The 23,693-nt window shown below is 52.6% G+C and carries 25 protein-coding genes; 24 read left to right on the forward strand and 1 reads right to left on the reverse strand.

Annotated elements, in window-relative coordinates; translation table 11 throughout:
* Nucleotides 1-129: 129 nt before the first annotated feature.
* The 24 genes from ACYVIY_RS23975 to ACYVIY_RS24090 all read left to right on the forward strand — a co-directional run bounded on the left by ACYVIY_RS23975 (nucleotide 130) and on the right by ACYVIY_RS24090 (nucleotide 22,480).
* Nucleotides 130-627 (forward strand): hypothetical protein, encoded by a 498-nt coding sequence (locus ACYVIY_RS23975; protein ID WP_460979014.1) that lies wholly within the window; start codon nucleotides 130-132, stop codon nucleotides 625-627.
* Nucleotides 628-733: 106 nt separating this feature from the next.
* A complete protein-coding gene (locus ACYVIY_RS23980; protein WP_460979015.1) occupies nucleotides 734-1,186 on the forward strand; it encodes a hypothetical protein in 453 nt (150 codons plus the stop codon).
* Nucleotides 1,187-1,204: 18 nt separating this feature from the next.
* Nucleotides 1,205-2,575 (forward strand): type VI secretion system contractile sheath protein TssC, encoded by a 1,371-nt coding sequence (locus ACYVIY_RS23985; protein WP_460979016.1) that lies wholly within the window; start codon nucleotides 1,205-1,207, stop codon nucleotides 2,573-2,575.
* A gap of 81 nt (nucleotides 2,576-2,656) precedes the next feature.
* Nucleotides 2,657-3,052: a type VI secretion system tube protein TssD gene (gene tssD, locus ACYVIY_RS23990; RefSeq protein WP_460979017.1), complete on the forward strand. Its 396-nt coding sequence runs from the start codon at nucleotides 2,657-2,659 to the stop codon at nucleotides 3,050-3,052.
* 113 nt (nucleotides 3,053-3,165) lie between these two features.
* Entirely contained in the window at nucleotides 3,166-3,828 is a 663-nt protein-coding gene (locus ACYVIY_RS23995) for a hypothetical protein (RefSeq protein ID WP_460979018.1), read from the forward strand.
* A 44-nt stretch (nucleotides 3,829-3,872) separates the two neighbouring features.
* The gene (locus ACYVIY_RS24000; protein ID WP_460979020.1) at nucleotides 3,873-5,711 is read left to right on the forward strand and encodes a type VI secretion system Vgr family protein; all 1,839 of its coding nucleotides are present in this window, start codon (nucleotides 3,873-3,875) and stop codon (nucleotides 5,709-5,711) included.
* A 13-nt stretch (nucleotides 5,712-5,724) separates the two neighbouring features.
* On the forward strand, nucleotides 5,725-6,678 hold the full coding sequence (locus ACYVIY_RS24005) for a PAAR domain-containing protein (protein ID WP_460979021.1): 954 nt from the start codon (nucleotides 5,725-5,727) through the stop codon (nucleotides 6,676-6,678).
* 83 nt (nucleotides 6,679-6,761) lie between these two features.
* Complete coding sequence (locus ACYVIY_RS24010; protein WP_460979022.1) at nucleotides 6,762-7,307, forward strand: hypothetical protein; 546 nt, start codon at nucleotides 6,762-6,764, stop codon at nucleotides 7,305-7,307.
* A gap of 65 nt (nucleotides 7,308-7,372) precedes the next feature.
* Nucleotides 7,373-7,504: a hypothetical protein gene (locus tag ACYVIY_RS24015; protein ID WP_460979023.1), complete on the forward strand. Its 132-nt coding sequence runs from the start codon at nucleotides 7,373-7,375 to the stop codon at nucleotides 7,502-7,504.
* A gap of 3 nt (nucleotides 7,505-7,507) precedes the next feature.
* A complete protein-coding gene (locus ACYVIY_RS24020) occupies nucleotides 7,508-7,942 on the forward strand; it encodes a GPW/gp25 family protein (RefSeq protein ID WP_460979024.1) in 435 nt (144 codons plus the stop codon).
* A gap of 59 nt (nucleotides 7,943-8,001) precedes the next feature.
* A complete protein-coding gene (locus tag ACYVIY_RS24025; RefSeq protein WP_460979025.1) occupies nucleotides 8,002-8,466 on the forward strand; it encodes a hypothetical protein in 465 nt (154 codons plus the stop codon).
* Between the two features lie 65 nt (nucleotides 8,467-8,531).
* Entirely contained in the window at nucleotides 8,532-10,349 is a 1,818-nt protein-coding gene (locus ACYVIY_RS24030; protein ID WP_460979026.1) for a hypothetical protein, read from the forward strand.
* Nucleotides 10,346-11,290: a type VI secretion system baseplate subunit TssG gene (locus ACYVIY_RS24035; protein ID WP_460979027.1), complete on the forward strand. Its 945-nt coding sequence runs from the start codon at nucleotides 10,346-10,348 to the stop codon at nucleotides 11,288-11,290. The genes ACYVIY_RS24030 and ACYVIY_RS24035 overlap by 4 nt, the downstream gene beginning before the upstream one ends.
* An 85-nt stretch (nucleotides 11,291-11,375) precedes the next feature.
* Complete coding sequence (locus ACYVIY_RS24040) at nucleotides 11,376-12,224, forward strand: TssN family type VI secretion system protein (protein WP_460979028.1); 849 nt, start codon at nucleotides 11,376-11,378, stop codon at nucleotides 12,222-12,224.
* A 100-nt stretch (nucleotides 12,225-12,324) separates the two neighbouring features.
* Nucleotides 12,325-13,467 carry a hypothetical protein gene (locus tag ACYVIY_RS24045; protein ID WP_460979030.1) on the forward strand — a complete coding sequence of 381 codons (1,143 nt, stop codon included), beginning with the start codon at nucleotides 12,325-12,327 and terminating at the stop codon, nucleotides 13,465-13,467.
* Between the two features lie 39 nt (nucleotides 13,468-13,506).
* Nucleotides 13,507-14,007 (forward strand): hypothetical protein, encoded by a 501-nt coding sequence (locus ACYVIY_RS24050; protein WP_460979031.1) that lies wholly within the window; start codon nucleotides 13,507-13,509, stop codon nucleotides 14,005-14,007.
* 19 nt (nucleotides 14,008-14,026) lie between these two features.
* On the forward strand, nucleotides 14,027-15,004 hold the full coding sequence (locus ACYVIY_RS24055; RefSeq protein WP_460979032.1) for a hypothetical protein: 978 nt from the start codon (nucleotides 14,027-14,029) through the stop codon (nucleotides 15,002-15,004).
* 137 nt (nucleotides 15,005-15,141) lie between these two features.
* Nucleotides 15,142-16,671, forward strand: coding sequence for a C1 family peptidase (locus ACYVIY_RS24060; protein WP_460979034.1), 1,530 nt, complete (start codon nucleotides 15,142-15,144; stop codon nucleotides 16,669-16,671).
* A 266-nt stretch (nucleotides 16,672-16,937) separates the two neighbouring features.
* Nucleotides 16,938-17,750 carry a TerC family protein gene (locus ACYVIY_RS24065; RefSeq protein ID WP_460979035.1) on the forward strand — a complete coding sequence of 271 codons (813 nt, stop codon included), beginning with the start codon at nucleotides 16,938-16,940 and terminating at the stop codon, nucleotides 17,748-17,750.
* Nucleotides 17,751-17,840: 90 nt separating this feature from the next.
* Nucleotides 17,841-19,352: an NADH-quinone oxidoreductase subunit N gene (locus tag ACYVIY_RS24070; protein ID WP_460979037.1), complete on the forward strand. Its 1,512-nt coding sequence runs from the start codon at nucleotides 17,841-17,843 to the stop codon at nucleotides 19,350-19,352.
* A gap of 151 nt (nucleotides 19,353-19,503) precedes the next feature.
* Nucleotides 19,504-20,499 (forward strand): bifunctional heptose 7-phosphate kinase/heptose 1-phosphate adenyltransferase, encoded by a 996-nt coding sequence (locus tag ACYVIY_RS24075; protein ID WP_460979039.1) that lies wholly within the window; start codon nucleotides 19,504-19,506, stop codon nucleotides 20,497-20,499.
* Nucleotides 20,500-20,859: 360 nt separating this feature from the next.
* The gene (locus tag ACYVIY_RS24080; RefSeq protein ID WP_460979040.1) at nucleotides 20,860-21,468 is read left to right on the forward strand and encodes a hypothetical protein; all 609 of its coding nucleotides are present in this window, start codon (nucleotides 20,860-20,862) and stop codon (nucleotides 21,466-21,468) included.
* Nucleotides 21,469-21,505: 37 nt separating this feature from the next.
* Nucleotides 21,506-21,769: a hypothetical protein gene (locus ACYVIY_RS24085; RefSeq protein WP_460979041.1), complete on the forward strand. Its 264-nt coding sequence runs from the start codon at nucleotides 21,506-21,508 to the stop codon at nucleotides 21,767-21,769.
* Between the two features lie 144 nt (nucleotides 21,770-21,913).
* Nucleotides 21,914-22,480 carry an outer membrane beta-barrel protein gene (locus ACYVIY_RS24090; RefSeq protein ID WP_460979042.1) on the forward strand — a complete coding sequence of 189 codons (567 nt, stop codon included), beginning with the start codon at nucleotides 21,914-21,916 and terminating at the stop codon, nucleotides 22,478-22,480.
* Nucleotides 22,481-22,544: 64 nt separating this feature from the next.
* Here ACYVIY_RS24090 and hemE read toward each other — a convergent pair whose 3' ends face one another.
* Nucleotides 22,545-23,627: a uroporphyrinogen decarboxylase gene (gene hemE / locus ACYVIY_RS24095; RefSeq protein ID WP_460979043.1), complete on the reverse strand. Its 1,083-nt coding sequence runs from the start codon at nucleotides 23,625-23,627 to the stop codon at nucleotides 22,545-22,547.
* Nucleotides 23,628-23,693: the final 66 nt, after the last annotated feature.

The raw sequence follows: 23,693 nt of genomic DNA on the forward strand, positions 1-23,693 counted from the left end.
CGTTACCCGACTACGTATTATGGACGTAGTACCCGTATCGGGATTAAAAATTTAAAAAGCTGGTCCATACTGTTTCCATAGTACCGTAAACGCCGACTAATCAGTCAACTAATCAAACGCTTTACAACAATGGGATGGCTTACACGAACAACAGATTGGCAGGTATGCTGCGTAGGGCAGGCTGCTGCGGGCGTAGGTGTCGCTACCGGCTCGTTCTTATTCATCTTTTATAGTCGCACGGCTGGGGTAAGTGGTATTTATGGTTTCGGGGGCCTTGGCATCGGTCTTGGCGGTAATGCCTCGGGTGTTGTGAATCCGGCTAACCTCGGAGCCGTATCGTCGCCCTGGACCCAGCTCTACCGGACAACGCCTTACATCTGTGGCCTGCGGGAGTTCAACTCGTATGATCTCAACGGAGCTGCTGGACGGATTACGTATACAGGGGCTGGTGCCTTTGGCGTGACCTACGGCGGCATGTATATCAGTGCCTCGCCCTGGGGAATTACTACGAATGCGTATTTCTATTCGCAGCCGATTTACGGGGCGGGATTTGGCGCGCCGGGCGTAGGGGCTGGTAGCCTGTCAGGAAACTGGAGCTTCGTGGCCGAAACCCGCATTCATCCGTAACAGGAAAAATATTCTCTTAAAAATTTAACGACCGTTTGTTTCCCTGCGAAGGGAAGATCCCGACAAAGTAATTAACCAAGCAATACATTCTAAACAGGTAAACTCTATGATGGACTACGGTATTGGCGGCCAGGAGAAGAAAGGCAACGACGCCAACGAAGCAATCTCCGACATTCAGAAGAACCGCACCATGCTGGTGCAGAAACTGACGGCCGACGCGCCGTTTAAGCCAAAAGTAGAAGAGAAGCTGGAAACGGTTGACGCCGTGTTCGCCCGCTTCAAACCCCAGGTCGACATTGAGTTTGAAGACGCTGAAGGAGCGGGTGTCGATGAAACCTTACGATTCAATAATCTAGGGGATTTCGGCAAGAAAGGCATCACCGTACAAAGCCCGTTTTTGCAGGGGTTGAACGCCCAGCAGGACGATTACCAGAAGTTCATCAAGCAGTTGAAGTCGAACAAGGTATTGCAGAAGATCCTGGCCGATCCGGCTGCGAAAGAAACATATCTGACGGCATTGCGGGCCATGATTCAGGAACTCGAAGACGCTAACGCTTAACCCCACTCGCTACGTAAGATGGAATCACCAGATCAATTAGAAAACGGTAAGGCCGTTAAGGAACGCGTTAAAGTGGCGAATCCCGCCCAGACTCTAGCCGACAGTAGTCAGCAGCTCGCGCGGTTCGGCGGATTCGAGTTTGTGGAAACGACCGTTGAGGGGGCGCAAAACATGAACCCCGGCAAGAAGGCCCGGAAAAACATTTTCCTGACTGAAAAAGGAAGCGAGAAAGATCGCAAAGCGCTGGCTAAACGGCTTAAAACCTGGACGGAACTGCTGGATGGACATCAGAACGTAGCCGACATGATCGGTGAGGCTGAAGAGAAAGCCGAAGTAGCCGCCGAAACGTTACGTCGGAACCTGAAAAAAGCCATTGACGAAACCAAAGACCTCGAAACAGCCTACCGGTCCGTGGCCTTGTTCTATAAAAATGCGGACACCGAAAAGGTTAAAAATCTGTCCATTGTTAATGCTGACGCCGAGCAGATTCAGGATTTAGACAATACGTTATTCTTCGACGAGATCGCCAACGAGCTGCGCCAGAATTACGACAAGCTCGACCTGCGTAACAACTACTCCATGCTGGTGATGCCGGGGTATCTGGGGGCCAAGAAAGTAGTGGATAAATGGGCCCGGCTGGCGCATGAGAACAAGGTGATGATGATTACCGATTACCGCCATCTCGACACGCCTGACGACGTCATGGAGCTCTTCGCCGATGAGGACATGACCAGCGCCGATGCGTACAAGGCAAACGTAATGATGACCTGCAACTACCTGGTTGGTCGCGAAGCTTACGAGGATTTGGGCGAAGAAGAGCCGCTCTACGTACCGCCCTCCAGTGCATTGGCCGGTAAGATTTACAAAACCCAGTTGCAGCAACCGGTAGCCGGTAGCAAAAACGGTACCCTCAATGAAGTGGATGGCGTTCGCTTCGAACTCAAGAAGAGTGAGATCGCTAACCTCGAAAAGATGGGACTGGTGCCGATGGTGAACGAGTATAACAAAGTGATGGCCTACTCGGCCAAGACACTTTTCAACGGCGATAACCAGGGTTTACAGACGTATTCGGTCGTGCGGGTATTCGATTGGATCATGAAAGTGCTGATCGATTTCCTGAACCGGCGGGCGTTTGAAAACTGGACCTACGACAACGAGAAAGACTTGCGGGCGCAGATCGTGAAGTTTCTGAACGGCATTACGGGGGCCGACAAGATCATTGAGGATTTCAAGATTCTCAGGTTCGAGCGCGACAAAGACGTGAAAGATCGCATTCACCTAGACATTCATATCAAACCGTATTTCCCGGCCAAGAACTTCCTGGTTCGGCTGGACGGTACCAAAGGCGATGACGCCAACGACTGGAAGGGTGGCGTCGAGCAGCAGTAAACCAATCCGTAATTGACTGCTAACGCACCATCTTAATATGCTTACTTATAAATAAACTAAAACCAATAACCAATTACAACCATGGCTTTCAAAGCGACTATTGACCTCGACGGCACCGAGTACCGTTTGTTACACTGCAATTATTCACTGGGTCAGAACACCGATTACACCACCGGCAAACCAACCTCCGACGTAATGGGTGGCCAGATAAACGCCGAGTTCGAGTCAACCAAAGACACGAACGCCTTTAAACTGATGATCAACCCGAACGCTAAGTTCAGTGGCACCATCAAGTTCTTTAAGCAGGATGAAGATTCACCCATGAAAGAAGTGAAGTTTGAAGATGCCTTCCTGACCGGCTATTCGGAAAGCATGGACGCGCGCAACAATGCGCCCATGTCGACCAGCGTCGTGATTTCTGCCCGTAAGCTGTCAATTGACGGTGCCTCGCACGAAAACAAGTGGGCAGCCTATTAAGCCACAGGCCATTGAATACGCTTCAATGGCCTGTTTTCATCATTACCTGCTGGAAAGAACCGGAGGTACGTGCTTACTAATAAATTTTATCAACACCCTTATCCCATAAAACCATGCGTACTTCCGTTCGAACTGTGCTGTTTATGTCTGCCATCTGCGCGCTGGGACTCAATAGCTGTAAAAAAGATGACGATCCCGCGAAGGGCTTTTCGGCCAAAGTCCGGGCGATTATTTCGCAGGATGAAATCGACGGCCTTCGGGCCCGGGGAATGATTGTAAACGAAGGCACGCAGCCTCCGAATATCGAAGGCATCTTTGTTTCGTCGCCCCATGAACTGGTTAGCCCCTACGGCCCAGACGACGATTCGCAGATTGGGGAATCGTTTAATGACCTGATCATCCGCTTCTCCAATCAGAACAGCAGCGATCAGAGCGCTAAGGTCGATACCAAAAGTGGTAGCACGGTTGGAGCCGGCGTGGGAGGTTTCCTGGCCGGAAACGGAAACAAGTTTACCTTCTTCGCCGAGATTAATTCGCAGACTGGAAGCGCAACGTCGAAACAAGTCCGGCTTTTCTCCGGTGAGATTACCGACACGGGTATCAAAGATTTTTACACGACCCTGTTGATGAAAAGCAAAACCGATCCCGATGATGAACTCATTCCGGTAGGTAGCTCCCGCATCATAAAAGATGGTGACGCTATGGCCAGCCGACGTAATACGTTCCGCATTGGGGCCGACAAGGTCCGTCCGACCAAAGAAGAATCCGCCAACTAATCCCTTGCCGACATTCCTGTCAATTGGCTTTTAACGCTTACATCATGAATCAGCTCTCGGACGTTCGCATCGAAATTGGCGGTCAACGACTTTCCCTGTTTTCCCGGTTGAAAATCAATCAGTGGATCGACCGTCACCATACATTCGAACTAACAGTGCCAGCTGAGCAGGTCGAAGGACAGGACGGCATGAAGATCAATAAGTCAAAAGACTTTATCGGGAAAGAGATTTTGATTTCGATTAAGTACCGGCCTGACACGGGCAAAGCTTTTACGTTCAGAGGATTCATTACGCAGCTGTATCTGTCCAAACAGGCAGCGCGGGGCAGTTCGGTCATTATTAGGGGGTACAGCGCTTCAATTCTACTGGAGCAAGGTTCGCGTTACGGTGCGTTTTACAAGAAGAATCACGGAGCTATTGTCAAGAAGGTGCTCGACGAATATGACCAGAGCCTGCTCCGACCCGATGTAAGTCCACGTAACGACAAAGAAGAGGAGTACATCGTTAAGTTCGACGAGAGCAGCTATAACTTTCTGCATCGCTTTGCCGCAGCCACGGGCAACTGGTTCTTTTTCGACGGGGCCAAAGTGGTGTTCGGCGATGTGCCCAGTGAAGCTCCTATTGAACTACGATACGGTGACGACATCAGCTCGTTCGACATGAAAATGGACCTGCCGGGGGGCGAGTTCTTTATGGACGACTGGAACCCCCGGAAGAGCGAACAGGAGCGTAGCCACTCCGCCGACGTACGGGTATCTGGCCTGGGCGAATACGGACAGTTTCTAATAGATACGGCTGAGCGGCTCTATCCGGAACGCTTGTTTACGTATCCGCCCGTGCCGGTGTATTCGGACTCGGACGTTAAAAAGCAGGTCGAGTACGAAAAGAAAGCATCGGTGGCGAATGCGGTAATTTTTACCGGTTCGTGTAACGTAATCGGCTTAAAAGTCGGCGCGGTCATCGACATTAAGGAACGTAGTAGCCTGCCGGGGCAACGTACTGAAAGCTTTGGTCAGTACCGCATCATCAGCATCAGCCACGAAGCCGATCTGGGCGGGGGCTACTCTAACAAGTTTGAGGCTATTCCGGCGGGCGTTGAATTTCGAACCAATCCCAGCTTTACGAAACCGCGGGCTACCCCGCAGCTCGCCCGGGTAAGCCATGTCGATGATCCGGAACACATGGGCCGGGTTCGGCTACAGTTCTTCTGGCAATCGGCGCAGGACGATTCGGAAAGCTCTGCCTGGGCACCGGTCCTGAGCGCATACATCGGTGGCGAAAACAAAAGCCACTACTTCGTTCCTGAGAAAAATACGCTGGTCATGGTCATGTTCGAGAACGACGACCCCGCGCGGCCAGTCGTGGCCGGTGTTACGTACCATAGTGAACTGAAGCAAAACGCGTGGTATACCGACCAGAACTACAAGAAAGTCATTGCTACGGCAGGGGGTAACCATATTGTTATCAACGACGAGCCGGGAAAAGAAGACATCAGCATTTATAACAAGGACAAAAAGAACATGATTGTGCTTTCGCTCGACGGAACACACATCAGCATCAAGAGTCAGGGCTCGATTAACCTGAGCGCCGGCAGCATCAGCATGGATGCGGAGACGATCAGCATGAAGGCCCGAAAAGAATGGAAAGTCGACGCCAAGAAAGGCGAAATCAAGACTGAAACCGACATGACCGTCGACGCTACGACAGACGTAAAACTGGTTGGTAAAACCAGCGTAAAAGCGACCTCCGACGCTAACATCGATCTGAACGGCACCATCATTAAAGTGGACGCCAAGGGTCAGGCAACTGTAAAAGGGATGCAGCTTAGCCTGGAAGGCAGCGTACTGGCGGCTCTCAAAGCGGCTATTGTTCAAATAAACTAACGATTCGAACCCAATGGGATTACCCGCTGCCCGCATAAACGACCCGCACGTCTGCCCTATGTCCGACGGGCCCAAGCCCCATGTGGGCGGGACGGTTCTGCCGCCGGGCGTACCGACCGTGCTGATCGGAAGTATGCCCGCTGCTACGTTAGCGACCCCATGCCTTTGCGCTTCACCCGCTCCGAATCTGATTGCGAAAGGCTCGGCGGGTGTGTTCATCGGCAAAAAACCAGCGGCTCGTCAACTCGATACAACCGCCCACGGCGGAACGATCGTGATGGGTTTGCCAACCGTCCTGATCGGCGATTCGTCGATGGGGCCAACCCGAGCCGTTACGTTATTGCCAAACGGGAATATAATGTTTGGGCCAGGTATTGAGATTGTACCTGATCCGAGTAATCCGGATTTTCAGATGCAGGCCTTACAAGCGCTGATCCGGTTGAACACAACGCCAACTATGCAACGGGCTTTTTCGGCCGTTGAGGCAAGCGGTAACAAGGTGGTACTCCAGAACTACAATGATCCGAACGATCCGAATAATGCGACAACGGAGTATGACAATCCCAGTCCTGGTTCGTCAACGATCGCCTGGAGTCCAGCTATGCACGGAGTGCCCTCATCACCGGGTCAACCAGCACCTGTTGCTTTTCAGCCGGGTTCAGACATTGTTCTAGGGCATGAATTTATCCACGCTACGCACAACGCCACTGGTACAGTACCCAATGAGACTCCAGATTCAAATGGCTCTGCTGTTTCTGAAGAAAGAAATACAACGGGATTACCGGCTCAGACATATAACGAACCTGGCAATCCACGAAATGGTGAAGCACTACCCGATACGACGGGACAACCTTACACTGAAAATAAACTGAGACAGGATTATGCTAACAATGGATGGCCTTCGCCAGCTACCGGGCAACCACCTGTACAACGGCCTGCCTACAGCACATCCGGTCAGCCTTTTTGACGGACATACGTATGAATTGGCTGGTAATGAGTAGTCTAGTGCTGATCGCTATAAACGGGCATGTATATCAACCTATAGAAATAATGTGGACTGAAAAGAGGGTGAGTACAACCATTCGGGTTACCGTTGATGGGCAACGAATGATACTCGATTTGTCGGTTGATAATCTACAGGCGGTTGATATGTACGTAACGGATGTTGGCTTCCGGTATGTTAATAACAAGCCCGAAGTAGACCGAGACTATTTGCCACTATTTCTCAACGCCAACAATGAAATTGAGGCAAATCTGTTTATTAAACCCCTTAATCCAAAGAAGCGATGGACATTTCCTCCTTCGTTTTATACGCACATCATCAAAGGGCGTTCACGCTATCAGCGTCAATGGGTTTTGCCATATCCAGTCCGGATTAGCCGACAAAACAATCATGGAATAGGGAGTATCGTCTCAGTTAGCAGAGATCTTATTAGTACTATCGGCGTAATTATTCCACCCGCTAGTTACCCAGTCGAAGAGGTTGACATCAACGGAGAGCTGTTATACCAGTTTAAATACAACGCACTGCCCTACCAGGTCAAGCAGACTGCCGTTAGCAGAGATAAAGGGTTGCAGCTACAGGTTGTTGATTGATAGTGGTTAATGCTGGGTAAGAGAAGTGTTCTTGAAACGATACGAATGGCTAACTAATACAAAGTATGGCGTATACCATGAAGCTTGGTTTTGCAGACCTGCCCACCATCTACAACATTACCAATGCGGTAGGTAGAGGGCAGGTCAATCCGTATGACGTAAGCCTCCCAAACTCAGAAAGCCGTTTTAACCACTGAACTATGCCTTCGTATTCCCTACAAACTCCTGTTTCGGCCTTAATGCGTCGACAGCCGATCCCAAAGGTGGCGACCCTTGATGCGATTCGCCAGCACATCAATCTGCTGCTGACGACCAAGCTAAGGGAGTGTCGCTACGATCCGGAGATGGGGTGCGCCGTCTGGGACCAGGATTACGCCAATATTACAAATCCGACCCTGTGGAAGAGCGAGGCCGAAACCGCTTTCGTGCGGCTGATCAGTCAGTACGAAAAGCGGATTCGCTACACGCGCGTTTCGCTCGAAGTCGACGAACCCGTAGAACAGGACCGCGACGGTCGCGTGCTTCGTCTGCGGAAACGGCTCACCATCCGGGTGTCAGGAACGCTGATCGAAACCGGTGAGAGCATGCCGGATATGGAATTTGTGATCTACTTCAGCCCGGTATCTAGCGATTAGCCAATCGCCTAAAACTCAGTTGAAACCTGTTTTAATGACCTAAAACCTTTACGACAACCATGCCAGGACTAGCGCAAAGTATTCTCAATTTCGCCCGTGGCCGCCGGGGAAACCAGGTTGGGGATGGCGAGTGCTGGACACTCGCGGAAACGGCCTTACGAAACGCAGGTGCCCAAACGTCCAGAGACATTATGGGCAGTGATAACATCGTCGACGATGCCGACTACATATGGGGCGACGAGGTGCTGGCTACCAATGTACGGCCGGGCGATATTATTCAGTTCCGAAATTACCGCTACGACCTGAGCAGTGATACGAGTTCATCCTGGCAGGAACGGCCGCACCATACCGCCATTGTCGATTCGGTTGGCACGGGGGGCGTCGTTACGGTGCTGGAGTCGAACGTTAACGGTAGTCGACGGGTACAGCGGAATCAATTGTATTTGCGGGATGGCAACGTGGGTGGCCAGTCGGTAACCGTGACCGGGCGATTTTGGGTATATAGACCCCGACCCCGTAGTTAACGTAACGCATCCTGACAAACCGCTTATACTCGTTACTCTACGTATCTGAACCAACGCTGAACGTTATGCTCGATACCCGCGATCAGATTAAGAACCGGATGCTCCGCGAGGCCGCCCGCCAGTGGGGCTACACGGACGCGCAGATGGAAACCACGGCCTTTGATCCGCTGGTTGATTTACTGATGGGGGCTCTGGCCACCGAGTCGGAACGGGTATATCAGGCCGTTCATGAATCCCGCAGCCGCATTCTGGAACGATTGGTCCAATTGCTGTTGCCGGAAGTCGTTACAGGGCCGCGCCCGGCCCACGCCGTCATGACCGCGGCCTCGCTCGAACTCGTGGGTGAGGTTCGTCGCGATGACGTAATGACGGCCCGACATCCGCAAACAGGCGAAGAGATCGGGTTGTCGGCCGCGGGGCGTTTCCCCTTGGTAAACGGTCGAGTTGCCTGCCTGGCGGCTGGTTCGCAGCTGTGGCGCATCGACGATTTTCAGAATCGATTACCCATTGGTCAGGCTCCACCCCACCGGCGGCTGCCGGATTATACGCTTTGGATTGGCCTTGAAGTGCTTAGTCCGTTGCCAGCGTCGGCCAGTCTGCGGTTTTATTTCGATTGGAAAAACATCCTCAATCCGCAGCAATACGCGCAGGCGCTGGCGCAGAGCCGCTGGTTTCTGGGCGATACGTCTATTCCGGTTACGAATGGATATGGCCCCCTGGCTGATGATGCGCCTACCGAGCCCATCCGGGCGGCTGAGTCCCACGCCCAGCGGTATTACCGTCCTCAATTCATTACATTGAGCGGGCAATCTCTGGGCGGATATACCCTTGGCACACCTGCCCCGGCTCCCTTAATTGAGGGATTCGAGCCCGTTTTGCCAAGTTTACCCCCGGTTGTCTGGTTACGTGTCGAACTGTCGCCTTTGTTTACCACCGACGTATTGAGCCGGACGGATTGCATGTTGAACGCCTTTCCGGTCTTAAATCGTCAACTGACCCGGTCTACGTTTCGACTAACGGATTTTTTCAACGTCTTTCCGCTCAACATTGACCGGCCCCTGCTCGAAATCGCCGACATCACTGACAGCGACGGGAATGCTTACATCCCCTTTACCGAAGCGGGGGCCAGCTCGCGCGAGGCTGTTGCGGCCGACCGCCGGACGTATGCACTTCGGCAGCAGGGCGTAGGCCGGTTTGATGCTCGTGATGCCTACGCGCTGGTCAGTCAGGTGCTCGATCAACTGCGCGACGAAAGTGCCGCTTTTGTCGCGATGGGGTACGATTCGATGCGGAGCTATATCGAAGATATTTACAGGAATCTGCAACGTATCCGGCAGGGGATGCCTACCTCCCCCAATGGTGACCGGATTACGCCGGACCCAACTCCGTTCCTGATTGTTAACAATGCCCCTGCCAATGGGGTGCTTTTCGTTGATTATTGGGCTACGTCGGCCGAAAAAGCGAACCGTCTGCCGGGTGGTACCCGCGTCGACACCACGGCCATTCAGTTTCGGCGGGAAGGAATGATCTTACTGAGCCCCCTGCTAGGTGGAACACCCCGGCTTGAACCGGCGGCTAGTTTACCCGTATTTCGGCAGGCTTTGCTGACGCGTGGCCGGGCGCTGACGGCCGAAGATATTCGAGCTATCTGCCTGGGTACAGCCCCGGAAGCTGTAGAGGGCGTAACGGTTCAGAAAGGCTTTGCGGTCAATGCTGATCCGCGCCAGGGTCTGACACGTACGCTGGATGTTCGGCTGACATTCAAAGCAAATGCCCGTTTGCTGCCCGAAGATCAGGCGCAGGTTTGCCGCGAAATCACGGTGCTATTAGAAGAACAGTGGTCGGGCGTGCTGCCAATCCGTGTCATTCCCGCTGAACGATGAAACGACCGCTGCACTACGATATTCGGGCTGAAGTTTGGGCAGCCCAGCAACAAAAACGGGGTCTTGATCTGATCGTGCGTACACAGGGGACGTTCAGCCGCCCCTATAGTTTCGACGTCCTGAATGTGACCACCCTCGACGCCGACCGCGAAACAGGTTCGTCGCATGGTCCATCGGTTGCTTATGTAGACATCAGCCGCGAAGGGGTATACGATATGCTGCCCGAAGCGCTCTCGCACCCGCCCCGGCCGGTGAAAGACGGCGAAGGAAGCCAGGCGCTGGTCAACGAGTCCCGTCGGTTACGTCAGGAGGAACGCGACAATCGAATTTTCTGGCTGCCGTTCGAGCAGGAAACGTATCGGCAACGGATTCAGATTGAAGAGCAGGAAAACCAAACGCTGACCCAAACAACCGGCCCCGTCTGGACGGAACTCTACGCCTATCTACTGGGGGAGGCCGGTGAAGGACTTAACGATTCGCAGCGGGCGTGCTTACTGTCGGTCTGGACCAATGCGCATCAGACGGTGGGCAATTGGGAGCGGACGGCTTACTATTTCAGCCGCTTCCTGGAGGTACCGGTACGTATCAAACACGGTCCGCTGGTACCGATCGGAGAACATAAAGACTCCACTTCCGACTGGCAACCCGCTCGACTGGGCGAAAGTTGGCTCGGATTAGACTATGTACTGCCCCAAACGACAACGACAATGGACGACGGTGGCCTGATTCGCCTGGCGTTTGGGCCGCTGACGGCTGATCAGTTGCAGGGCTTTTTGCCAGGGGGAGCTGCCTTACGGCATGTCAGTATGTTAGCTGGTTACCTGTTGCCCGCCGATGCGGACTGGCAAATAGAGGTTTTGCCCGACGAGGTGAACGGCGGTTTTGTGCTGTCGGACGCGGGTTCAGCGGGGCGGCTTGGCCTCACCACTACGTTAAACTAACCGCTTACTCATAACCCGTTCGCGTCTAATGAATTTATGACGACTATAGCGTAACGAATCTGCGAATGACGCTACAGACTACTCTATGAAAACCGATGTTATTCTAACCGTTTCGATCTATGTTATCATGGCTGTCTTCTGCCTGGCCGGCCTAATCGTGCGGCACTCGGCGAAAGACGTATTGACCAAAAAAATGCTGATGTATGGCGTCGGTGCTCTAGCGCTGGCGGCTGGGTTAGGAGCCGCTTTTGCCAAAGCAGAGTCGCTGATAACGGTATTTTATTGGATCGAAGGACTGGCGCTGGTACTGGGCATGTTGCACGTACTGGCTTCGCGTCGGATGTTTCCATACGTAGCAGAAGGCGGTTTCTGGTCGGAGTTGCTGCTTGCGGGGGCCATGCTCCTGCTGATCGCCGGGGCGTTCACAGGGCTGTTCCAGACGATGCAGCGGTCTGACCGATTCTTACCTGCACTGGCTTCGGGACTGATTCCGTTTGTGCTGCCCTTATTGTTTTTGTATGCCTACGGAGCCTGGCTGGCGATTCCGCCGAAAATATACCGGAAGTGGTTCTATCCCGTCGATCGGGCGGTGCCACTGATTGAATTAAACGATACAGTACGATTGAACTTTCGGGTCGCGAAGGAACCGGATGCTACCGATCTGGCCACGTATACGGTAAAAGCACCCATCGACCGGACGCTGCACGATCTGTTCCACTACATGATTTACTCGCACAACGCCGAAGAAAATCCGGAGCAGCCCATTCTTTACCATGAGCATAACCACGAAGGCAGCCTGCTGGGGTGGATATTTTACAAACAATCTATGGGGGGCTTGTCGAAGCAATTTCTGGACCCCTCCTTAACGCTCATGCGCAATGGCATCAAAGCAAACGACACCATAATAGCCCGAAGCTTTGTGAGTAGTGACTAAAAAACGAAGTGCTTGATTGATAACATATAGTAAATCAGTTAGTTGTGGTTGCTTATGTTTCGTTAAAAATTTCACCCACTCCTTTAAACAACCGGACCCCATGTTACCTGAGCTCACGTACTGGCCAATAAACTGGGCCGATGGTATGAAAATTACCCGGTCTCATCTGCTGGGCAATGATAATGCCTTTCGCGACGCTGTCCGCGATACCAGTGGCATGTTGCTTACCCCCTTAACGTATGGTTTGCTGCCGCCCGCACCGGGTAAAGACAGCCCGCTGGCGCTAACCTGCGACGGTCACGAACTGGTTCTGACGGCCTGCCGGGCCGTTACGCCCGGTGGTGCCCGAATCGAAATCGATGCGTCGCAGCCTGCGTTACGACTGGCTTTAAGTGCTGCCCGCGATGAGTGGATGCGACTGGGCCAGTCGACAGGCTATGCCGTCATTGACGTAAATCCGTTTGAGCCCCAGCCCTGGGGGCAGCCCGACCCCGATGAAGAGCCGCTTCGCTACCCCTTCGTGACCTCTAGTTACCGGCTGGGGGCCGTACCACAGTCGGCACTGGCGAGTCCGTTGTCGGCCGCGTTTCATCTGCCCGTTGGGCGGCTGACGCTGGCCAATGGAGTTTTTAATTTGTCGGCCGACTATCTGCCGCCCTGCCGCATGGTTGGTGTCTTTCCGGCTATGCAGCAGCACTACCTGACCATTGGCAGTAAGATGGGCGAAATTGCCGGTTACGCTACGGCCATTATCGTTCGGGTACGGACCAACGCCCGTTCGGGACAGCCTAACCTCCTGGCCACCACAATCGGGTACCTCGCCGATGCTACCGTACGTACCATTGCCGATAATCTGGATGCATTTCAGTTGCGTGGTACGTATGAGTCGCCGGTGTTCATTGCCGAATTCGGGATGCGGTTTGCCCGAGCAATAACGCTGATGATTCGTAGTACGCCCGACCGGGAGAAAGAGGCCATGTTCAACTACTTCAAGAACTGGTGTGGCGTTAGTCCCGTGCAGTTTGAGTCGGCCATGCAGGAGGTTCTCGATGCCGACTATGCCCATGCCGACTGCCAGCCTACACTCGCGGCCATTACGCGCATGTGCGACGTAGTGATTGCCCTCTACAGTAAACTGAGCCAACTGAATTACGTCGAGAAAGACAAAGATGAGTTTTTCGTGGATCGGCAGGATACCCCCGCGGCAAAGAACGGAACCAAAAGCAGTTTCTGGGGACGATAAGCACCGGTTATGCACACGAATTAATCAATAGAAAACGCTATGAATGAATCGTTAATCAAATTCCTGCTTGTTACGTTGCTGCTTGGCGGAGGAATCGGTGGCCTGGTGTACGTACTGGGCGGCCGGGGCGAATCGGCAAAAACGGGTACATCGGTTGAACAGGAAGAGCAGTTTTTGAGTGATGTTCGCCAGGCCGATAGCCTGCACATAAAGCTGAAGAAAACCGACCCTACCGAACAGGCCAGTGAGTTCTCGGCGCTACGGTTCAAGCAGGAGGAAGCCATCGCCCGGATGGAGTCGGGCTACAAAGCCGATACAGTGTTTAAATCGCTGTCGCAGGTGACCGGCCGGAACTATAACAAAATGCTGGGAACGGTGGCCCTGCAAGCCAGCGACCGGCAAACCAAAGCTGACACCAAACTCCAGCTCACGGATCAGATTTCCAATTTGAAAGTCGATGTCCAAAGCCTGGAGACCCAACTGATGCTTAAACAGTCGAGCCTGGAAAGCATGCGGGCGCTAAAAGCGGCCCAACCGTAATGATGATTTTTTCGACTCTATGAAACCACTTAACCAGGTTGAACGAACGCAGCGGTGGGGCCAGTTTCTGGGCTTCTACGTTACGTTGTTGCTGGTGGTAGCCCTTTGCTGGTGGCTATCGCTGGCGCTGATTCCCCAACTTACCAACGTACAGCAGAACCAGACCGTGCAGGAGCTCATGGCGTATCGGAAGCAGCTGGCCGGCACCGACAAGATGCTGGTGAACCTGGAACAGGGAGCGCCCTTAACCGACAACTGGCTGCGAAATTTCTATGCCAACACCAGCGCGCTGGATCAGCAGTTTCCGAAGCCGCTGTTTATGGCTACGACCAACAGTTACCGCCAATTAGCGGCTGAATACGAAAATGCACGCAAAGAAGGCGACGAAGGGTTGCAGCTTCTGAATTCGCAGAAGATTCAGCTGGAATCGAAGAAAGCGGCTTTATTGGCGGCTCTGGCCTCGGCAAGTGCCGAGTTGAAGAATATTGCCGCAGCGCCTAAACCCGACGGAGGGGGTGGGGCGAAGCCTAAGCCGCCTACGCCACCACCCGCCGAAGCGGGTCCCGTAATTAATGCGGGTATGTACGGCCCCTTTAAGCCCCTGCTCATTAAAGGAAGTGGCGAATTTGGGAAGAACAATCCCGAGATTAACATATCGGCGCAGTTCATGATCGTGCGTGACCATCAGGTTGTGCTGGGCGTGTACTTCGAGACGGAAGACCCCGGTGGTACGCTGGCGAAAGTAACGGATCGCAAAGAAGTGTATACCGCCCCGCCGGGTTATCGGATTGTTGGGCTGTCAGTACCCGAACGAACCCCCTGGCGCCACACGTACGTCGACAAAAGTCTGGACATAGATAAGATTCCGGTGGCACCAGGGCTAATGACGTTTCTGGTGCAGGGCAATACGCCGGGCCTTGATATTGGCGCATCCGGTGGCAGTGCCCTGACGATTCAGTTGCTAAAGTCGGTTAAAGTGGAACTGGAGAAGGAGTGAGTGGGCGGGCCACATCTGGCGTAGTGGCGACAACATGACGCGCCTAAGGACGAGCGGATGAAAGTTTTCGGTAAATGATACCATTCTGTAGCTATTACGCGACTAACGAGTATTGATCATTTCAACGTATTGTTCCCATGAAACTAAAGGGATTTTTTCGCCATACGCGCCTAATCGTTCTGTTGCTGATAAGCTTCGTCAGCCTCTCGGGTCAAGGGCAGAACAAGCCCGCTTCGGTACGCAAATACGCCGGTGGTTTAAAATTCAATCGTACCCGCTCGCTGACGGTCATGAATAAAGCGCCCCTGGCCAATCAAAGCTTTATCAATCTACCCACACAGGTATCTTACGAGCAGTACTGCCCCAGCGTTGGTGATCAGGGACGCCAGGAAACATCAGTTGCGTTTGCGACCGCCTACTACCTGCGAACCATTATGGAAAGTAAGGATAAGAACCTGGTTCAGAAACCAAAGATTGATGAATCGCGCTTTTCGCCCACCTTTGTGTATGACAAGATTCGCGACCCTAAAGATATAAATTGTCAGGGGGGCGGTACCATTGAAGAAGCTCTGGATGTGCTGAAGAAAGACGGTGTACCACGCTTGAAAAATCTAGGGTACCCCCTTTGTAACCAGGCTATTCCGGCCGTGGCCGTAAAGGAAGCGTCGCAGTTTCGCATTGGGGATTATCAGCTGCTGTTTATCCCCGAAACGGGCCCCGATCAGAAAGTACAGGCGGTCAAAAAAGCGCTCGCTGAAGGCAACCCCGTAGTTGTGGGTATTGGCGCACCGCTATCGTTCGAAGAGGCCAGAACCGTTTGGGAGCCTGCCCCCAACGAAAAAGCGGATGATATTCTGTATAACCAGGCACTTTGCGTAGTGGGCTATAACGATAAGTTACACGGTGGCGCGTTTCGGATCGTCAACAGCTGGAATACAGGTTGGGGCGAGAAAGGGTTCTGCTGGATTCCCTATGCTTATTTTGGCCAGTTCTGTATCAATGGCTTTCAGGTATACGGAGCCGAAGTCGAACCGGGTAACCGGACGGGAGCGGTTGTTTTGAATGGGGCCAGCGGTAGCGGTAAACCTGCTGCCGAAGAACGTCGGCGGGGATCGGCTGAACTCAAACTCAACAATGGCGCGCCTATGGAAGTAACCCGGGAGGTGACCCGCGACCTGAAAGTGGTGTCGGATGAGGCAGCACCCAGCGACATCCGGCCATATCGGACCACGCAGCCGTATGAATCCGGCACCCGGTTCAAGTTTTACTTAAGTAACTCTGAGAACGCCTACGTGTACGCCCTGACGACCAATAAACAGGGTGACTTTGATAAGTTATTTCCGTTCGACGAACTGACCAGCCCTCTGCTTGGCCCGAACACGACAATCGCTTACCCGAGTGAAAACAGCTCGATTGTGATGGAAAAGCATAAAGGCAAAGATTACCTGCTGATCTTATTTGCCAAGCGCCCCCTGAATCTGGAGGGGCTGGTTAAATCACTCGACCGCAAAAAAGGCTCGATCGATAAACGCATCAGCGAAGTCCTGGGCGATCAGCTCATCAAGCAGGATCAGATCCGGTACCGCGATGATCAGATTGCGTTCGACGTAAAGCCGGGTGCTGCGGGCAACGTAGTGCCGTTACTCATCGAGTTTAATTACAAATAGGATGTTAAGGGATAAGGACGCTGGGTTTGGAGCTTAGGGCTAGGGGCGTGGGGATGGGGTACGTTTTGAAAACAAACTACGGCCGCAATGCACTGTTCGCAACTTAATTAACTCGATAATGCTCCTACTACCCTCTGTCCTAAGCCCCCAGCCCTCCACCGTTCAGGCCACGGACTAACCTTTCGTCCATCAGGGCGTTCTTTCTTGAACAAGATGTTGCAGACCCGGCCGGGAGCCGGTAGTTTTGTGCAACTTTTGTCCAAATCATGAGCGACCTGTTTACGGCTGAATCCATTATCAGTTTACTTACCCTGACGTTTTTAGAGATCGTCTTAGGGATCGACAACATTATTTTTATTTCGATTGCCGCCAACAAGCTGGCCCGGCAAGATCAGGCTAAAGCCCGGAACATTGGATTGGTCCTGGCCATGGCATTTCGGTTGCTTCTCCTGTTGGGTATATCCTTTGTTATTTCGCTCAGTAAGCCCTTCACACACCTGGATGCGGGCTGGTTCAGAGCAGCCTTTACGGGGCAAAGTCTGATTTTATTTGCTGGTGGGCTGTTCCTGCTTTACAAAGCCACCTCTGAAATTCACCATAAGCTCGAAGGGGGCGGAGAGGAACACGAAGAAGGAAGCACAAAAGGGCAAACAACCATCACGAGTGTTGTGACCCAGATTGCCATCACCAATATCGTCTTTTCCATCGACTCGATCCTGACGGCCATTGGCTTAACCCAGAATGTCACCATCATGATGATCTCGGTTGTGCTGTCTATCCTGATCATGATGTTCTTCGCCGGGCCGGTAGGCCGGTTTGTCAACGAACACCCCACAATTCAGATGCTGGGCCTGGCCTTCCTGATTATGATCGGCTTTATGCTGGTCGCGGAGGGCGCGCACTTATCGGAAGTGGTTATCTTCAACCAGGAAGTGGGTTCCGTACCCAAAGGCTATCTTTATTTTGCTATTGCCTTTTCGCTGTTGGTTGAGTTTCTTAATATTCGGCTGCGTAAGAACCAGCAGCCGATTCAACTGCGTGGCTACGAAGGTCAGCCCAACCGCGATGGGATGCTGTAACGGCCAGTGGGCGAACTGGCTGGCCACATAGGCCGCACTGACCGTATGGCCACTGTAGCCTAACGACCTGATTAACACTCTACCACTACCTTGTCACTCACCGACCAATTAAACGATATTATCAGTAGTCTGGGCGGCTTCGGTCCTGAAGCTTGGCTGGCAGTCGCTTTTTGCGGGCTACTGGTGTCCGAACTGCTGTTGCTGCGAACCAATCGGGCACAGGCACGCCGGGTTCTGGCGGTTCTAAGTGGGGTGACGGTTATCGTAGCGGGTATCTGGGCCGTTTTGCTGCCAACGCGTGGTTTTTTGTTCCTGCACCTTCTGTTTATTGATAATCAGGCTATCTACTTTCAGGTTCTAGTTGCGTTGGCCGCTCTGCTGGTGGTGCTGTACGAGTTTATGTCGTCTCCGCCTGCCCAAACGTCAACGCTTCCCCTCGAATGGTATGCCCTGCTGATTGCGATGACATTGGGGCTATTCCTGATGACGATATCGGTCAACCTGCTTAGCATCTACCTGAGTATTGAACTGGTTTCGATCTGCTCGTATCTGCTCACGGCTCTGGCCACGGACCGGAAAGCTTCGGAGGGCGGAATCAAATACCTGTTGTTCGGGGCCGTTAGTTCCGCCGTGATGCTGTACGGAATGTCGCTGCTGTACGGTATAACCGGTACGCTTGACATAACCGCTACTGTATTCGGCGCTGAACTCGCCCGGCAGGACGAGGCTGTGGCAGCCGTAGCGCTGTTGTTGACGCTGGCCGGTTTATTGTTCAAGTTGGCTGGGGTACCCTTTCATGTCTGGACCCCTGATGCGTACGAGGCTGCACCGGTGCCCATAGCGGCTTTCTTTTCGGTAGCACCCAAGGCAGCTGCCGTTCTTATTCTGATGCGCCTTGTCACCGCCCTGCCCGTGGAGTCGCTGGGTGAAGGAGGTGCTACGACGATGGCATTACAAACGCCGTTGGCAGTGCTGGCACTGGCGGGTATCTTGATTGGTAACCTATCAGCGTTACGTCAGACGGATGCCAAACGTTTGTTAGCGTATTCAACCATTGCGCAGGCCGGTTTTCTGCTGGTCGGTGTGGTTGCCCTCAGTCAGGCTGGATTCGAAGCCGTTTTATTCTACGCCGGTACGTATCTGTTTATGTCACTGGCCGCTTTTTTCCTGGTCGATCTGCTGGCCAAAGCCAGTGGCCACGATGGCGATCTGACCATGAGCCACATTGCCGGGATGGGGGCGAAGCACCCGTTGCTATCTATCGCCCTGACTGTTGTCATGCTGGCCTTAACCGGCTTACCGCCAACGGTTGGCTTTACAGCGAAGCTGTTATCGTTTTCGGCCCTGTACGAGAGCTACCAACGTACCGGCAATGGCTGGCTGCTCGCCTTGTTTGTGATCGGCTTATTAAACGCCCTGATCTCGCTGGTGTATTACCTGAAAATACCATTCCTGCTGTTCTTCCGACCGGCATCCGATGAGACTCAAACTGTCCGCTACGTACCGCGTTCCGCTACGTGGTTAGCGGTTGCTCTGGTTGTGCCAATCCTTGTTTTGTTCATTAAACCCGAGTGGCTGCAACGGGTCATCACCGGCTGGTAACCGCAGACCGTTCCGTCGAACCAGGTGCCTGCCTTCGGAAATAGGTTCCTGTTTTCGTTTCTTTGCACGAAACATTAACGAGTGAACGAGTGAATGAGCGATTGTAAAATCGTATTTGTTCGCTCATTCACTTATTCACTCATTGCATTCTATGAGCCCGGTCCTTGACATGACCCTCGACGAATTGTTTGCCCAATTCGATACGTTGCGTGTTCTGATTATTGGCGACGTAATGCTCGACTCCTACGTATGGGGGCGGGTGGAGCGCATTTCTCCAGAGGCTCCGGTTCCGGTGGTAACTGTCGATCGGCGCGAACTACGGCTGGGGGGCGCTGGTAACGTACTGCTCAATGTGCAGGCGTTAGGGGCTGAAGCCATTATCTGTTCGGTAATCGGCACCGACAACGCGGGTGACCAATTAGAGCAGCAGCTTTGTGATCGTGGCCTGAACTGCGACGGTCTTATTCGCAGCGCTACACGTATTACGACCATTAAAGAGCGAATCATTGCCAGTTCCCAACAGGTAGTGCGCGTCGATACGGAAACCGACCGATTCATTACCGAAACCGAACGCACGCAGCTCATTGCGAAAGCGAAAGAACTTATTCCGACCTGTCACGTCGTGATTTTCGAAGATTACGATAAAGGTGTCTTAAGCAAGGAAGCGATCACCGAAATAACGGATTTCGCGAATGAACAGGGTGTGCCAACGGTGGTTGACCCGAAGAAGCGTAATTTTCTCTGTTACCAGAATACGACCTTGTTTAAGCCAAACCTGAAAGAACTGCGTGAAGGTTTAAAGCTTGATTTTGACGTGGATGACGCCGATGAGTTTCAGGCCGCCGTCGATCAATTGATTCAGACGTTAAACGTGAAAGGAGCGTTGATCACCCTGTCAGAGCGGGGGGTATTTATTGACTTCAACGGGGAAAAGCAGCGACTCCCGGCTCATTTCCGCAAGATTGCCGACGTATCAGGCGCGGGCGATACGGTTATCAGCATTGCCGCCTGCTGCGTTGCCCTAAAGCAACCGCCCGGTATCATCGCCGGTTTATCGAACCTGGGTGGGGGGTTAGTCTGCGAGTCAGTCGGTGTTGTTCCGATTGATAAAAGACAGTTAAAAGAAGAAGCGAAAGAGAAGCTGTAAATTAATATGGGTTTGATAAACGGCTGGCGCGGACTCCCGCGCCAGCCGTTTTATGTAATCAGGATGCAGGAAGTTGTTGTAAAGCGGACTGGCTGGCAGCCACACCTTAGCTTGTTAGCCATTTCTCCATCGAACAGAATATGCTGTGCCTCGCTTCCTCAGAACAATTCAGCCAGCCTAGACCACGGCTGATAGGCTCAATCAAGCGGCTCATTACCAAATAGTTGTTGCTAGATTGTCTCTAATCCAACTTTACAGCAGGTAGAAAGCAAGTTGTTACGTTGCGCGAAAGGAATGGCAATTCCAACGGTATCCTTTTGCAACGTAACGATCACCTTCTGGTCATCATTAAACGACACTATGCAACGTAATTTAGTAGCTATCAATCTGATTAGCTTATTTCTGCTATCGGGGGCGGGGTATGGACAGGAAAAGAAAAATTTTGTCAATTACCTCGGCATCAAAGGCCCGATTACCATCCAGAAAATAGCCTATCAACTGGCCTGGTCAGCCCACCCGGATGCGTCGCTTTATAAACAGGAGTATCTGGCCGCGGGCGATGGATTTCCGACGTATAAGTCGATGGTAACCGTCGATTTTGTGGTGACTGAAGCCACGGTCGATCAGGCGGTGAACGCTAAGCTTCGGGAGTTGGAGACTCTGAAACGAACGTACCCAATTGTTCAGGCGGAGGTGTTCAACAATGCCGCTACCGGCGAAAAGATGATTGATTGCCTGATTGGAAACACTGGCTCAAATCAGCAGACTAACTTAATTGAGCGGGATGTCTATCGCTATAAACTGGTCGAAGCGAAGTCAGGCCAGCGTGGAATTCTGCTGCTGGCGGTTAGCATCCGCAAATACGGCAACGACATTACTCCATTTCTGACCAGGCTAAAGTCAGACAAACCTCTTTTGGTCAACGAAGTGGCTAAGCTCCCAATGCCTGAAATCAGTGTAAATAAGTAAATTATAGGTCAACTAGTCAACGCAGTATCTTTTAACAATGGCAGTTACCACAATTTCGCAACGCGCCGAACAGGAATTTTACGATGAGCTGGATGACATCCTGAAAAAGCAGTCAGCGGACTGGCAGGCTATGGACGCCGATCAGAAAGTACTGACGGTGCCCGCGGACGATTTTGCCTATTACGTCAAGATAAGGCAGCAATCCATTGATCAATCAGGAAGTTCCCCACTAGAGGAGGATGCCGACGGTTTACCGATTGTGTTTTACCGCGACATTCGCCTGAAACCCACTGATGGGTGAATAAGGGGTTAAGGATAATAACGTGCATTCAGGTTTTTGATTTGGAAGACGGGTAAATAGTAACAATCGTTAAAAGAAGTTAACCGATTTGAGCTGATCTAGCCGCAAACGTATCTTTATAGCGAACTATAAACCTTCGTTGTTATGAAGAACTGTTTGCTGATTTTAGCGCTTTTTTTACCGCTGTTGGGCTGGGCTCAATCATCTTTCGATGATAAACAACAAGATCTATTAGGCCAGGGAAGGCTTAACATTGGAGTGGGCCTAAGTGGAGGCTACGGCGGGTTCGCAGGTAACTCCGGACACGTAGTACCCCGGCTGCAATATTTCCTTACAGATGGGTGGTCGGTATCTCTGGAAGGTCGGTACGATATAAACAGCGGCTCTCAAACCAAATTTATGGGTGGTGGCTTGTCCACGAGATATTACGTCCTCAGAGCCCGTCGGTTTGCTATATTCGGCCAGCTTGGCGCTACGTACGGACAAAGTCGGTACTATGCTGACGCCAACGGACCCAATAAATACGGAAATGGTTCTCCTCAATATACCGCTACGTTCCAGACTAATGCTGGTCTGGGCGTACACTATCGGCTTGGGAATCGGTGGTCGCTGGAAGCCAGTTCCGAGCGTGTCCTAACGAACAGCACCCGATCAACCATCGATGCCAGCCCCTGGCGAGCGAACATCGGCCTTAACTTCCGGATTAAGTAGACGCTTGTAAAATAGCATCCGGCCCTATACAACCTTGCGTAGGGCCGGATGAGGAAAAGCGCTGTTATAAAAGATTGGTGCTGCCTTGGCTAAGGCCTATTTCTTTCACCGCATCAATGAAACAACGGGCCTTATCGGGGTCCGTATCCGGATAAATGCCGTGGCCCAGGTTGGCGATGTAGTGCTGGTGGCCGAACGCATCCAGCATCTGTTTTACCTCCGACCGGATCTGCGCAAAGTCAGCGTAGAGAACACAAGGGTCCAGATTACCCTGTAACACCTTATTTGGAATCAGATCCCGCGATTCGGCCGGGTCCATATTCCAGTCCAGCCCGACAACTGAGCAGCTCAGCTCACCAATTTCCTGGCGGGCGAAAAAGGCTCCTTTTGCAAAAACCGTTACCGGAACTGGCGCGTGGTTAACAATGCCGTCGTGGACTTCGCTGCCGAGGGCGTCGCAGATTTGCTTGATGTATGGCAGCGAAAACGTTCGATACTGTTCAGGTGATAATATACCCGCCCACGAATCGAAGAGCTGAACCAGATCGGCCCCGGCCCGTACCTGTGCTTTCAGGTACGCAATGGTGCTGTCGGTAATTTGCCGCAGCAACGTATGGGCGAAGTGCGGGTCAGTATATAATAGTTTTTTAGCAACCGAGAACGTCTTCGAGCCTTTGCCCTCGGTCATGTAACAAAAGATGGTGAACGGAGCACCGGCGAACCCGATCAGGGGCACGCGGCCATTCAGTTCTTTCTTGGTGAGCTTGATGGCATCCAGAACGTAGCCCAGGTCGGTTTCGGGATCGGCCACGCGCAAGCTGGTGAGATCGGCCGAGGAGCGAACCGTTTTTGGAAATACGGGTCCCCGGCTTTCAATCATCTCGTAAGGCAGCCCCATCGCTTCCGGCACCACCAGAATGTCGGAAAAGATAATGGCGGCATCGACACCAAAGGCATCGACCGGCTGAATAGTCACTTCGGCGGCTAACTCTGGTGTCTTCGCCAACGTAATAAAACTACCAGCCCGCTCCCGTACGGCCCGGTATTGTGCCAGCACGCGTCCGGCCTGGCGCATCATCCAAACCGGCACGCGCTCGGTCAATTCGCCCCGTGCGGTGCGGAGCAGCAAGTCATTTTGTAAAGTCATGGCGCAAAAGTACGTCTGAACCGGGATTTATTGGATTTTAAGGATGAATAGGATTTTGCGGACGAT

This window comes from Spirosoma knui (assembly GCF_054780635.1).